The 13078-nt window shown below is 54.3% G+C and carries 12 protein-coding genes; 8 read left to right on the plus strand and 4 right to left on the minus strand.

Annotation, left to right across the window (positions count from 1 at the left end):
* Positions 1-105 precede the first annotated feature (105 nt).
* The 3 genes from BMY11_RS23625 to BMY11_RS23635 all read left to right on the plus strand — a co-directional run bounded on the left by BMY11_RS23625 (position 106) and on the right by BMY11_RS23635 (position 4274).
* Positions 106-630, plus strand: coding sequence for a YwhD family protein (locus BMY11_RS23625; RefSeq protein WP_090582000.1), 525 nt, complete (start codon positions 106-108; stop codon positions 628-630).
* 84 nt (positions 631-714) lie between these two features.
* Complete coding sequence (locus tag BMY11_RS23630) at positions 715-2481, plus strand: ABC transporter ATP-binding protein (RefSeq protein ID WP_256217739.1); 1767 nt, start codon at positions 715-717, stop codon at positions 2479-2481.
* Positions 2478-4274: an ABC transporter ATP-binding protein gene (locus tag BMY11_RS23635; RefSeq protein ID WP_090582002.1), complete on the plus strand. Its 1797-nt coding sequence runs from the start codon at positions 2478-2480 to the stop codon at positions 4272-4274. The genes BMY11_RS23630 and BMY11_RS23635 overlap by 4 nt, the downstream gene beginning before the upstream one ends.
* 325 nt (positions 4275-4599) lie before the next feature.
* On the opposite strand, the gene BMY11_RS23640 is transcribed toward BMY11_RS23635, so the two are convergent.
* Genes BMY11_RS23640 through BMY11_RS23650 form a run of 3 tightly spaced genes read right to left on the minus strand, consistent with a single transcriptional unit; the run spans position 4600 to position 6094 of the window.
* A complete protein-coding gene (locus BMY11_RS23640; protein WP_371262924.1) occupies positions 4600-5301 on the minus strand; it encodes an SDR family oxidoreductase in 702 nt (233 codons plus the stop codon).
* Between the two features lie 15 nt (positions 5302-5316).
* Positions 5317-5769, minus strand: coding sequence for a VOC family protein (locus BMY11_RS23645; RefSeq protein WP_090582005.1), 453 nt, complete (start codon positions 5767-5769; stop codon positions 5317-5319).
* 34 nt (positions 5770-5803) lie between these two features.
* The gene (locus BMY11_RS23650) at positions 5804-6094 is read right to left on the minus strand and encodes an AraC family ligand binding domain-containing protein (protein WP_143069335.1); all 291 of its coding nucleotides are present in this window, start codon (positions 6092-6094) and stop codon (positions 5804-5806) included.
* A gap of 126 nt (positions 6095-6220) precedes the next feature.
* On the opposite strand from BMY11_RS23650, the gene BMY11_RS23655 reads away from it, so the two are divergent.
* A complete protein-coding gene (locus tag BMY11_RS23655; protein WP_090582007.1) occupies positions 6221-7054 on the plus strand; it encodes a sugar phosphate isomerase/epimerase family protein in 834 nt (277 codons plus the stop codon).
* A 377-nt stretch (positions 7055-7431) separates the two neighbouring features.
* Here BMY11_RS23655 and BMY11_RS23660 read toward each other — a convergent pair whose 3' ends face one another.
* Complete coding sequence (locus BMY11_RS23660) at positions 7432-9546, minus strand: transglycosylase domain-containing protein (protein ID WP_090582009.1); 2115 nt, start codon at positions 9544-9546, stop codon at positions 7432-7434.
* A gap of 256 nt (positions 9547-9802) precedes the next feature.
* Between BMY11_RS23660 and speE the strand changes: the two genes are divergently transcribed.
* The 4 genes from speE to BMY11_RS23680 all read left to right on the plus strand — a co-directional run bounded on the left by speE (position 9803) and on the right by BMY11_RS23680 (position 12781).
* Positions 9803-10630, plus strand: a complete 828-nt coding sequence (speE, locus tag BMY11_RS23665) for a polyamine aminopropyltransferase (RefSeq protein WP_090582011.1) — start codon at positions 9803-9805, stop codon at positions 10628-10630.
* 19 nt (positions 10631-10649) lie between these two features.
* Positions 10650-11519, plus strand: coding sequence for an agmatinase (gene speB / locus BMY11_RS23670; protein ID WP_090582013.1), 870 nt, complete (start codon positions 10650-10652; stop codon positions 11517-11519).
* Between the two features lie 435 nt (positions 11520-11954).
* A complete protein-coding gene (locus BMY11_RS23675; RefSeq protein WP_177182795.1) occupies positions 11955-12206 on the plus strand; it encodes a DUF7667 family protein in 252 nt (83 codons plus the stop codon).
* Positions 12207-12277: 71 nt separating this feature from the next.
* A complete protein-coding gene (locus BMY11_RS23680; protein WP_090582015.1) occupies positions 12278-12781 on the plus strand; it encodes a DNA-deoxyinosine glycosylase in 504 nt (167 codons plus the stop codon).
* Positions 12782-13078 lie beyond the last annotated feature (297 nt).

The following is a 13078-nucleotide window of genomic DNA, read 5'->3' on the forward strand; positions in this document are numbered from 1 at the left end:
AAAATGGAATTAATGTGCGGACAGGCGCGTGAAGCCGCGCCGGACGTGGAATTAAGGGGCTTGTGAGTAAGTAAGGGCAGGCTTGAAGGGGAGTTGAGAAGTGTCGTGAGCGAACAAGATAATACGCAGCAGCCGCCGGAGAAGAAAGAGAAGAAATCTCTTGCCTTGAACGTGGTGAGCAACAAGGAACATAAAGGATTTGGAGCGGGGACAATCGACCTGAGTGCGGTGTCCTGTGTCATTATTGATAACGGCGAGGCGTACATTGATGTAGGTGCGATGCATGCCAAAAGCAAAGTGGAACGTGGCATCAAGTTCAGCGCGAACAAGGAAGATGTGCCGAACGGCCGCTTGTGCTGGATCGTTTGGGTAGCTGTTGATCGTACCGAGGAGGGCGCAAGCTACGCAGGGGCGACAGCATGTCCGATGCTGATCGATACCGAGGCGCGCAGAGGATGGAAGATTCTTGCGCAGCATGTGAACAATCTCGACTATGCGATCAAACGCCGTTTTGTACTCGATGAGCTTGGCGTGGAAGAGAAGCAGGCACTTAAGAACCTGCTTGTCTCGAACAATCCGGAGTGGTGGGACCGCTCGCCGGATAAGCTGAAGGAAGCTCTCGGCGTATAGCTGTCATGATGATAAGGCCGCTTCATCGTCTCTTTAAGGAGAAGGATGGGGCGGCCTTTGTTCTATTAAAAAGGAGGGCTTCAATTGACTAGTGAGAAGCGCACAGTCTCGCGGGGGCATTACGGCGAGCTGCTCAGGCGCTATCTGCTGCCGCAGAAACGAACGCTTATTGGACTTACCGTGCTGCTGATTCTCTCGACTGCGCTGCAGCTCGTCAATCCGCAAATCATTCGCTTCTTCATTGATAAGGCACAGTCGGAGGCTGACCTCCAGCCGCTGCTCCTGGCCGCTTGCTTGTTTATCGGCTTCTCGGTGATTCAAGGAATTGTGTCGGTGGTTGCGACGTATTTCAGCGAGAATGTCGGGTGGAAGACGACGAATGTGCTTCGCGGCGATCTGGCCGCACACTGCTTGTCTCTGGATATGCCCTTTCACAAGTCCCAAACATCCGGTGCCATTATCGAGCGGGTCGACGGTGATGTGAACGCACTGGCGAATTTCTTCTCAAGCATGATTATTAACCTTCTCGGGAATGCGCTGCTCATGATCGGCATTCTCGTGCTGCTATTTCGGGAAAGCTGGCTGATCGGGACGGGGATGACCTTATTCGTGATAGCTGCGATATTCGTCATTCAGCGTATCCGGGGGCTCGCATCGCCGCTCTGGACGAAGTGGCGGCAGGCGAATGCGGAGCTGTACGGCTTTATCGGCGAGCAGCTGGAAGGGACGGAGGATATCCGTGCGAATGGCGCTTCAGGCTATGTGATGGGCCGTTTCTATGCGATGCTGCGCGTCATGCTGCCGCTGCGGATTAAAGCGTTCCTCGGCTTTGCCTCCATGTGGAGCACGACGATTGTCGTGTTTGCATTCGGCAATGCGATGGCGTTCGCGATTAGCGCGTATTTGTGGAGGCAGGGCTCAATTACAATTGGTACCGTTTATTTGATCTTCTATTATACAGAGCTGCTGGCCAAACCAATTGAGAAGATCCGAACTCAAATGGAGGATCTGCAAAAAGCCGATGCGAGTATTACCCGTATTCGTGCCTTGTTCGAGACACGTTCCGCGATTGTGGACGGTCCCGGTGCGACACTACCGGCAGGATCTCTTGCCGTGAAGTTTGACGATGTCACGTTCCGCTATGAGGATGGCGATGGGGAACCGACGCTGGACAGCTTGGCGCTTCAGCTCCAACCGGGCGAAGTGCTCGGGCTGCTCGGGCGGACGGGCAGCGGGAAGTCGACGCTGGCTCGGCTGCTGCTTCGGTTCTATGATCCGCAGGAAGGCGCGATTTCGCTAGGGGATACGGACATTCGGAAGTTAAAGCTGAGTCAGCTGCGCAAGCGAGTGACGCTCGTCACGCAGAACATCGAGATTATTGAAGGAACCATAAGGGATAACTTGACGTTCTACGATGAATCCATTCGCGATGAGAGGATTGTGGAAGTACTCGAGCAGCTTGGTCTATCGAGCTGGTATGCGTCGATGCCTGAAGGGCTTGAAACGCGGCTCGCTTCGGGCGGCGGTTCTTTGTCAGCAGGCGAGGCGCAGCTGCTTGCTTTTGCAAGGGTGTTCTTAACCGATCCAGGGCTCGTTATTATGGATGAAGCTTCATCACGGCTCGATCCGCTAACGGAGCAGCGAATTGAAGAAGCCATTAGCAAGCTGCTCGCGAATCGTTCCTGCATCATTATCGCGCACCGCCTCGCAACCGTGCAGCGTGCGGATAAGATCCTCATTTTGGAAAATGGTCGCGTCATCGAATATGGCAGCCGGACGGCGCTCGCCACCGATCCTACGTCGCGGTTCAGCACGATGCTAGCGACAGGGCTTGAGGAGGTGCTCGTATGACGACTTTTCAATACTTAATCCGGCTTATTACATACCGGACAACGCTTTATGTGTTTAACGCGCTAGCTTGGACGATTATTTATTTGGTGCCGATCGTGCCGGGTCTTATTACAAAAGAGTTTTTCGACTCGCTCACCGGCAGCGATTCGCTGAAACTTGGCACTTGGGGCATTATTGCGCTGTTGCTAGGCGCATCGGCCGCGCGCGTAATGGTGCTCTTCGTCGGCTTCATTACCGACGTGAATTTCCGCTTCCGTATGGGAATGATGCTGCGCCGTAATCTGCTGCAGCATATTCTGAAGCAGCCTGGCGCTCGTTCCATTCCTGTTTCCCCAGGCGAGGCGATCAGCCACTTCCGCGACGATGTCGACCAGTCGGAGGAGGCGGCAAGCTGGTCTGTCGACGTGTTCGGCTTAACCTGCTTCGCGGCAGTGTCGAGCTATATTCTTGTCGGCATTGATTTGCAGATGACGCTGCTTGTGTTCCTGCCGCTTGTCGTTGTGGTGACGGTTGCGCAGCTGTCGACTTCGCGTCTGCAGAAGTATCGGGCTGCCAGCCGAGAGTCAACCTCGCGTGTAACCGGCGCAATTAGCGAGATGTTCAGCAATGTGCAGGCGATTCAAGTGGCAGGCGCGGAAGAGCGTGTTATTGAGCGCTTCAGGAAGTTCAATGACGACCGCCGCCGCACGATGCTAAAGGATAAGATGATGGGCCAGGTGCTCGATGCCATCTTTACGAACACGGTCAATTTGGGGACGGGACTTATTCTGCTGGTCGCAGGCCAGAAGATGCAGTCCGGCTCGTTTACGATTGGCGACTTCTCGCTATTCGTCTACTATTTGACGTTCATTACGAGCATTATTACGAATGTCGGTACGTTTATTACGCACTTCAAGCAGATGGGTGTTGCGCTGGACCGGCTGATGGCGCTGCTGCAAGGCGCGCCGGCGAAGCTGCTGACGCTGAAGGATACGCTGTATTTGATCGAAGGGAGGGAGTCCTCTGTGGGGCGTGGCTCGTCTGCTTCCGCAGCTGCACCTGCAGCTAATGATGCTCCGCCGCTTCGTGCTTTGGAAGTGACCGGCTTGTCTTACCGGTTCCCGGAGACGGGCCGGGGCATCGAAGATGTACGGCTGCAGCTGAAGGGCGGCTCGTTCACGGTTGTGACGGGCACGATCGGCTCCGGCAAGACGACGCTCGTCCGTACGCTGCTCGGCCTGCTGCCGAAGGATGAGGGGACGATCAAGTGGAACGGCCGGGTTGTCGAAGACCCGGCTACGTTCTTCACGCCGGCGCAGAGCGCGTACTCCGCGCAAATTCCGCGGATGTATAGCGACACGCTGCGCAACAATATTTTGCTCGGGCAGCGGGAAGAGAATGGCTCTCTTGAGCAAGCGATCCACGCTGCAGTGATGGAGTACGATATCGAGCATCTCCAGCATGGGCTGGAGACGATGATCGGCCCACGCGGCGTGAAGCTATCCGGTGGCCAGATGCAGCGGACGGCGGCAGCGCGCATGCTCGTGCGCGATGCGCAGCTGTATGTGTTCGACGATCTGTCGAGCGCGCTCGATGTCGAGACGGAGCAGAAGCTGTGGGAGCGGCTGTTCAAGAGCAGGGGCGACGCGACCTGCCTCGTCGTCTCGCACCGCCGAGCGGCATTGACGCATGCCGATCATATTATCGTCATGAAGGATGGCCGTATCGAAGCGGAGGGCACCGCCGAGCAGCTGCTGCTCTCAAACGCCACATTCCAGGAGCTCTGGAGCGGGGATGAGCGTGCGAAGGGTTAGATTGGACAGCTGCTCCCGGTCACTGACTCACCGAACCGCGGCACACTGGCTCATGGCTCGCTGAACCACAGAATAACCTGCAGACTGGTTCAAGGCTCACTGGCTCATTGACCTACTGATTCACGGCAAACTGGCTCGCTGAACCACGGAATCACCGTCTAACGGCACATTGGCTCACAGACCGACAGCCTGCTTTCGTTTCCGAGAGATCATGTATGCTCTCTCAACTTCGAAATTGACGTAGGGACAACCAACCACCCCCTGCCGCCACCAAACAACAAAAGCCCCGCATTCCGCCGAAACCAGCGGATTGCGAGGCTTTTTCTCATATCAACATCGTCTGGCCCCTATAATCAACGAACTGCCACTGGCTGTCCGTTTCGATGCGCCGCTCGATTAGATCGAAGATGCCATGCGCGCTGTCGCGCGGGTCGGTTGGCGCTTGCTTGCCGCCCATGTCGGTGAACATCCAGCCGGGGTGGATGCTGAGCACAAGCACGCCGCGACCTTTCAAGTAGCTGTGCAGCTGCAGCGTGAACATGTTGAGCGCCGTCTTCGAGATCGCGTACGGGTAGTCGCCGGGATAAGCGTTGGTCAGGCTGCCTGCTTCCGACGATACGTTAATGAGTGCCGCATTCTCCTCCGTCAATAAAGGCAGAAAATGCTTCACGACCCGCATCGGCCCGTACACATTCACATCGAAGGACTCAATCACATCGCTCATATCGAGCTCTTCAATATGCGTGTCGCGCGCATTCAGAATGGCAGCGTTGTTGACGATGGCGCCAAGCGTCCGCCCTTCCTGCTTCAAAAGGTCCGCAAGAGCAGTGATGCTCGCTTCGTCAGTTACGTCCAACCGAGCGATCATAATTCGCTTTCCATATTCTAAACGGAGCTCCGCCAGCTTGCCTGGCACGTCCACATCTCGCACACCTGCGATAACGGAATGCCCTCGCTTCAGCGCCTCTGCTGCCATTTCGTAGCCAAGTCCACGGCTTGCGCCTGTAATAAGTACGTTCATCGACATCGACGAGTAACCTCCTTATTTGTCGTTTTCGAGCAGTTCGACAAGCACCTTCAACTGAGGAATCGTGTTCATGTACGCGTAACGCCCACCGGTATATTCACCCTTTTGCTCCAGCGGGAAGCCTCGACTCTCGAGCAGTGCGACCTTTTCCTTCATCCCCTCAATGACAAAAGCAATATGATGCGGTCCCTCGCCATGTTCATTCAAATAATTCCGCCAAGTGCTAGGATGCTCATCCGGCTCAATCAGCTCCAATTGGAGCGAGCCCATGTTGAAGAATGCCAGCTTCGCACGCGCTTCGCTTGGTTCGCCGTTGAACTGGGTCTGTGCCTTATCTGCTGTGTCGGTGATGATGATTGGCGGCTTGTCGATGCCGAAGAAGTCGGCGTAAGTTTGGCTTACTTTTTCAATATCATGTACGAGAATGCCGATTTGCGTGATGATGTTGTTGCCGAGTAATCCTGCCATTAGGGAAACCATCCTCTCATAATCCATCTCATTATTAGTAGATCAGGTCATCTCTAGCTGGAATTCCATGCTGGAGGCAATATTTTTGATACTTCTCCAATACCGTGTAGACATCGTCCTGCCCCACAATCTGATTCTCCTCGTCAAAATACTGCAGCGAGCCGCTTAGAATAAATAAGGCCACCACTTCTTCATCCTCCGAAATCAATGTATGGATGTCGCCTGGTGGTTCGAAAATGAACGCCCCCGGAACAGCCGTCCACGAGCGGCCTTCATAATGCCAGCGGCCTTGGATCCAATAACGGAGCTCCGGCCACCTCCTTATACGTCATCTAGCTCTTATTCGTCATCTAGTTTAGTTATCCTTGTGGACCAAATAAAGGAAATAACAACAACTCCATTATGATATACTGGCGCTAATAACTATGGGTCTCAAAGGATGGGATGAGCGATGCGGCTAGGCGGACAAGTTTTTCTACAGGAGAAAAATCCGGAGAGCTGGGCGAAGGCGCATAAGCAGGCTGGCTTCCGAGCGGCGACGTGCCCAATTGATCGAGAAGACCAACTGTCCGAGCTCGACCTCTATATGAAGGCAGCAAGAGAGCAGGATATTGTCATCTCCGAAGTGGGAGCTTGGAGCAATCCGATCAGCCCGAACGAGCAGACTAGACGGGAAGCCATTGCCTATTGCCGAAGGAGGCTGGAGCTCGCGGAGCGCATAGGAGCAGGCGTATGCGTCACGATTGCAGGATCGCGTGGTGAGCAATGGGATGGACCGCACCCGGACAATTTCAACGAGGATACCTTTGAGCTAATTGTAGAGACCGTGCGGGACATTATTGATGCGGTGAAGCCGCAGCGGACGGTATTTGCGCTCGAGATGATGCCGTGGGTTTTCCCGGACTCAGCCGATACCTATCTTGAGTTAATCAAGGCGGTCGACCGCCAAGGCTTCGGCGTTCACTTCGATCCCGTGAATATTATCAGCAGCCCGAGGACGTACTACCGGACCGGTGATATCATTCGAGACTTCTTCAGCAAGCTCGGACCCTATATTCGAAATTGTCACGCCAAGGACATTCTGCTGCGCAGCCACTTAACCGTTCACCTCGACGAGGTTATTCCAGGTCAGGGGATGCTTGATTACAAGGCCTTCTTGACGGAGCTGCACAAGCTGCATCCCGATACCCCGCTCATGATTGAGCATCTGCGCACCAATGAGGAATACCAGCAAGCAGCGGATTATATTCGCGGCGTTGCAGCGGAATTGCATATTTCGTTGTAAAAGTAGCAGAGAACGGCTAACGAATCTCAGCATCCTTATTTGCCCGGAAGTCACTCCTTACAAGCGCTAACGAACCCCAACGGCGTTATTTGGCATCAAAAAGCTCAACTCGGCAAGTAAATGAGGGAATAACGTGTCTATGATTCGTTAGCGCTCCGAAAACAGCTATCTATTTCGCGGCGAATAAGCGCAGCTGAGGTCGTTAAAATGAGCGGAGCAGCCTCGAGTAGGCACGTAGGCATGTCATCGGCAGGCATCGACCATCGACAGCCAGCGCATTCATGCCGCGCCGACTTTCCCGCACAGACACAAAAAAGGCCCCTATACCGGCAACTTCACAGCCTGCCGCCGTATAGGGGCCTTCCCGCGTCAGTGCATTAGTTCGCCCACCAGCGCTTGAACACTTTCCACCATGCTTTTGTCTGCTCCGACTTCGCGTCGGCGCTGCCATCCGGCGATACCGGGATATCGCCGTGAACGCCGCATACCTCGGTCGGCTGCGTGCCGCTAACGAACGTCTCGAGCCGCCGGTTCTGGCACGTCTTGCCGGCGAGCTTGCCGCTGCTTGGGTCAATGTAGACGGACACGACGCCGTCTGGCAGCGGGAAGATCTTCGGCGGAATCGCCGAAAGCGCCGCTTCCGTATAGGAAGCGAAGATCGGCGCCGCCCGCCGCGCTTCCGTCTGCGACAGCTTGCGGTCCTTGTCGTAGCCGACCCAGACCGCTGTTGCAAGCTCAGGCGTGTAGCCGACGAGCCACGCGTCGGTCGCGGTCGTGCCGGTCTTGCCGGCGACCGGCCGCTTAATCATTGCCGATACGCGGCCTGCTGTGCCGCCGGTATCGAACACGCTCTCCATCAGGCTCGTCAGCACATATGCATGCGCTGCATCGACGACTGTATAGGAAGCAGGCTTCGCTTCATAGAGCACTTCGCCTTTGCTGTCCTCGATGCGCAGAATCGCCGTCGGTTCTATCCGAACGCCGCCATTGGCGAGCGTGCCGAAGGCGGACGCCATCTCCATCGGGCTGATCGGGAACGTGCCGAGTGCCAGCGACGGCACCGGCTTCATCGGGCTCTCGATGCCGAGCCTCCGCGCCATATCGATCACCTTTTCCGGTCCGACGGCCATAATCGAGTTCACTGCATAGATGTTGTCAGAGCTCGCAATCGCCTGCCGCAAATCAATATAATCGCCGACATACTTGCTGTTGTAGTTGCTTGGCGAGTAGGTTTTGCGCCCTTCATCATAGGTGAAGATGGTCGGTGCGCTCTTGAACTTCGACACAGGTGTCAGCACGCCTTGCTGCAAGGCGGTCAAATAGAGAATCGGCTTAAAAGACGAGCCCGGCTGCCGCGTCTTAGCGAAGACGCGGTTATATTGATTCGTCTTGTATTCGCGTCCGCCGACCATCGCTTTAATATAGCCGGTGCGCGGGTCAACGGAGACGAGAGCGGCCTGCTGCTGCGAATCCTCGGGAATGCCATTCGCAACGGCTTCCTCTGCGGCGTGCTGCGCGGCAGGATCCAGCGTCGTGAAGATCCGGATTCCGCCTTCGCTCAGCTTCCGCTCATCAATGCCGAGTTTGTCGACAGCGATGTAGCGCACGTAATCGCGGAAGTAAGGCGCAGATCCGCTCGATTTGCTCGTACCAAGCGGGATGAATTTGAGGAGCTCCGCACCTGCTGTCTTCGCATCCGTCTGCTGAATAATGCCCTGATCGGCCATCGTCTGAAGGATCGTCCGCTGGCGGTCCTTCGCGTTCTTCATATCCATATACGGCGAGTAATACTTTGGCCCTTTCGGGATACCTGCAAGCATTGCACTCTCAGCCAAAGTCAGCTCCGAAGCGTGCTTGCCGTAGTACAGCTCCGATGCTGCCTCCGCGCCATAGGCGCCGTGGCCATAGTAGATTTCATTCAAGTACAGCGCCAGAATTTCATCCTTGGAGTAGTGCATCTCCAATTGAATGGTATACATCGCTTCCTTCAGCTTCCGAGACCATGTACGCTCATGTGTCAGGTATAGATTGCGGGCAAGCTGCTGCGTCAGCGTGCTCGCCCCTTGCTTCCGCGATAGATGTTCCACATTCACAAAGGCGGCCCGTGCCATACCTTTCAAATCGAAGCCCAAATGATCGTAAAAGCGCTGATCCTCTATCGCCAGCGTCGACTCAAGGAGATAGGGCGAAATCTCCTTCAATGGAACCGACTGCCGGTTCTCGCCAGCATGGAAGGTGTCTATGACATGGCCCTGTGCATCCAACATCTGCGACGTTTGGCTAATTGCTGAAGCAGGCAGCGCCTGCACCCGCAAATAATAAAGGAAGCAGAAAGCCGCTACGAACAAGAGCAGCAATGCCGCTCCCGTATAAAGCAGCCACCGCTGCAGTCTTTTCAAGAGAGGCAGCCAGCGTTCTAATAATATGGTGATCGGTATTCGAAGCTTCCTGCCGCTGTTTTTGCCGCCATGCCTGAACACGAATCGTTTCATCTGTTTTAACTCCTAACCTGTTAGTCCAATCTAATGTTAGCTTTTGCCGCTAGAGGACGGTTCCAGCTGTTTACGCTATTCCCACTAGTATGGAAAACATTGGAGCGCACTATTCGTAAAAAGGAATGGGGATGTTAAATTTTTGTGCACGAGTGGCAAAAGGTTGCTTTTTCCCCTCGTTAACTTATAATACAGATTGAAACATTGACCTTATGATCAATTGCACCATTACATACAAGAAAGCAGGGATTACACGATGGAATTGTGGTACACCGAGAAGCAAACGCCAACGTACGGCATTACGATGAAAGTAAAAGAAACTTATGTTAGCGAGCAAACGGACTTCCAACAGCTTGATATGATCGAGACGGAAGAATTCGGCACGATGCTCGTGCTCGACGGTATGGTTATGACAACGGACAAGGACGAGTGGGTATATCACGAAATGGTCGCTCACCCGGTTCTGTACACGCACCCGAATCCGAAAAAAGTTCTCGTAGTCGGCGGCGGCGACGGCGGCGTTATCCGCGAGATTCTGAAGCACCCGAGCGTTGAGAAGGCTGTCCTTGTTGATATCGACGGCAAAGTTATCGAATACTCGAAGAAATACCTTCCGCAAATCGCTTGCGGTTTGGACGATCCGCGCGTTGAAGTGCATGTGAACGACGGCTTCATGCATATCCATGACCACAAGAATGAATATGACGTTGTTATGGTTGACTCCACAGAGCCGGTTGGCCCTGCGGTAAACCTGTTCACACGGGGCTTCTATCAAGGCATCTACGATGCACTGAAGGAAGACGGCATCTTCGTTGCTCAAACGGACAACCCTTGGTTCACGCCTGAACTGATCACGAACGTTAACCGTGACGTGAAAGAAGTGTTCCCGATCGTGCGCGTATTCTGGGCTAACGTTCCGACGTACCCAAGCGGTCTGTGGACATTCACAATGGGCAGCAAAAAGTACGATCCACTTGAAGTGGACGAGTCCAGCATTCCTGAGATCGATACAAAATACTACTCCCCTCGTCTGCACAAAGCGGCTTTCGTTCTGCCGAAGTTTGTAGAAGATCTGGTAAAGTAAGAGGAGACTACTGCGACCTATGAAACTCGATCAAAAATATTCCGGCAACGTCTTTATTCTAAGCTCGGAAGACTATAATACGTCCAAGGCTGTTATCTACGGCATGCCGATGGACTTTACCGTATCGTTCCGCCCAGGCTCCCGATTCGGCCCTCCGCGCATCCGCGAAGTGTCGATCGGTCTTGAAGAGTACAGCCCGTACCTCGACCGCAGCCTGGAAGACATCGAATATTTCGATGCTGGTGACCTGTTGCTGCCTTTCGGTAATGCGGCTCGCTCGCTCGATATTATCAGCGAATTCGTTGCAGGCGTACTTGAAGACGGCAAAATGCCAGTCGGTCTTGGCGGTGAGCACCTGTGCTCGTGGCCGATATTCCAAGAGGTGTACAAGAAGTACCCGGACATGGCGATCATCCACTTTGACGCTCATGCCGACCTGCGTGAGAATTATGAAGGCGAACCGCTTTCGCACTCCACGCCGCTTCGCAAAGCAGCTGGCCTCATCGGCGGCAAGAACATCTACCAATTCGGTATTCGTTCCGGTTCCCGTGAAGAATGGCAGTTCGCTCGCGAGAACATCAATTTCCACCCGTTCGAAGTGCTCGAGCCTTTGAAAAAAGTGCTGCCTGAGCTTGCTGGTCGTCCCGTTTACCTGACGATCGACATCGACGTGCTCGACCCTTCCGCAGCGCCTGGTACAGGTACAGCGGAAGCTGGCGGCATCACATCGAAGGAGCTGATCGACGCGGTTCATGCGATTGCAAAAGCAGGCATCAACATCGTTGGCTGCGATCTCGTGGAAGTAGCGCCAGCTTATGACCCAACGGAACAAACACAGATCGTCGCGGCGAAAGTCATCCGCGAAATGCTGCTAGGTTTCATCAAGTAATAAACGAAGCTGAGAGTTGCGACAAGCACTCTCAGCTTTTTTTTGTTGTTGGGCAAGGCGCTGGGCGGCGCCGCCCAAAAATGCAGGGTTGAGACCCATCGTTTCGGCGAGGCTTAGGCGCTGAGAGTCGGGTTTCCCATCTCTCGGAGCAGAAATATTGCTGTTTGTGGACGGGAAGTAGTGTGTTTTCCGACTCTCCGGGCTCTCAGCAGCCCCAAGTGGCAAACGTTGAGGAACCAACATGCTCTTTCAGTAGGGAAACCGCCGAATGGTTGAACCCTATCACGGAGTTGCACAGGATCGGAAGAACATTCGACGGAGAAGTGGGTGCCATTTAGGCTGATTTTTTGAATGGGTTTCACGCTTGGATTCTCTCTTTTCTGGTCATAATGGTTACTAGTGTAGTTTGAGTGATCAATAGGAGGGATGGCGCACGTGAACATTTTACCGATTCATGAACGGCTCGCCGAGTTGTGGACAATTCGTATTCGTCGTCAGCTGTCGGGGGACGAGCACGCTGACTTCGAGCATTGCCTTGCCGTCAATGCGATGCATATTAGGCAGTTGGCCAATCTGCACAATTTGTCGCTTGCCGCCTCCATGGTGCAGGACGTCGAATGGCAGCATGAAATTTGTCAGCGTCTGGAGAAGCTGAGCGGTCAGCCGCCGGGTTCGCCGCAGCCATAAGCTTGTTCATTCGCTTGCATCAGCTAGTCGCATCAGGTTAAGCTCGGAGGAGAAGGAGGTGGCAGAAGGCGATGCGCGTTCACTCTTTTCCGCCGATTATGAACGATGGCGCGACAGTGCTTATACTTGGCAGCATGCCCGGTGAAGCTTCGATTGCGATGAACGAATACTATGGCAATCCGCGCAATCATATGTGGCGGGTGCTGTATGGCTTGTTCGGGCGCGAGCCGGATGAGGGATATGAGGACAGGCTTGCTTTTGCAGCCTCACACGGTATTGCCATGTGGGATGTCATCGCGTCATGTGAACGCGAAGGCAGCCTTGATGCCAACATTCGAGCGGAGGTGCCGAATGACTTGCCCGGTCTTGCGAAGATGCACCCGAGCTTACGCTGCTTGGCGTTTAACGGAACGAAATCGCATGATACGTTTAAGAAGTATTTTCGCGACGATCCAATCTTCGATGGCATGGCTAGGCTGAAGCTGCCGTCAACGAGCCCGATTCCAACCAAGCATATGCGTAATACGGCTGATCGAATTGAAGCATGGCGGGTAATTCTACCGTTCTTGAAATAGAAGCAAAGTAGGAGTAACAATTGACGCTTGCATTTTCAGCGAGGTTGCATATAATAGGGGAAATAACAGCTATATACGATGATTGGGACAGTACCTTGCAGTTCGGTGCTAGCAGCGAGCCGGGGCAGTGGAAGCCGGTGCAGCGACGTAAGGGAAGCGGACCCAGGAGTAGATGAACCGAAACGCGACTTGGCGGCAGATTTCTGCTTGAACAAGAGGCGTCCGTAGGCGCATCCGGTCACCCCGTTATCGTGCCTTGAGAGGCTTCTTTCCTCGCGTTGCTACGGCATCCGGGAA

This window comes from Paenibacillus sp. OV219, from assembly GCF_900110075.1.
In the GTDB taxonomy this organism is placed as follows: Bacteria; Bacillota; Bacilli; order Paenibacillales; family Paenibacillaceae; genus Paenibacillus_Z.

What these genes read in the sequence shown, in the direction of transcription:
- BMY11_RS23635 (WP_090582002.1), top strand. Translation starts at nt 2,478, where the DNA reads ATGACGACTTTTCAATACTTAATCCGGCTTATTACATACCGGACAACG.
- BMY11_RS23640 (WP_371262924.1), bottom strand. Translation starts at nt 5,301, where the DNA reads ATGTCGATGAACGTACTTATTACAGGCGCAAGCCGTGGACTTGGCTAC.
- BMY11_RS23645 (WP_090582005.1), bottom strand. Translation starts at nt 5,769, where the DNA reads ATGGCAGGATTACTCGGCAACAACATCATCACGCAAATCGGCATTCTC.
- BMY11_RS23655 (WP_090582007.1), top strand. Translation starts at nt 6,221, where the DNA reads ATGCGGCTAGGCGGACAAGTTTTTCTACAGGAGAAAAATCCGGAGAGC.
- BMY11_RS23660 (WP_090582009.1), bottom strand. Translation starts at nt 9,546, where the DNA reads ATGAAACGATTCGTGTTCAGGCATGGCGGCAAAAACAGCGGCAGGAAG.
- speE (WP_090582011.1), top strand. Translation starts at nt 9,803, where the DNA reads ATGGAATTGTGGTACACCGAGAAGCAAACGCCAACGTACGGCATTACG.
- speB (WP_090582013.1), top strand. Translation starts at nt 10,650, where the DNA reads ATGAAACTCGATCAAAAATATTCCGGCAACGTCTTTATTCTAAGCTCG.
- BMY11_RS23680 (WP_090582015.1), top strand. Translation starts at nt 12,278, where the DNA reads ATGCGCGTTCACTCTTTTCCGCCGATTATGAACGATGGCGCGACAGTG.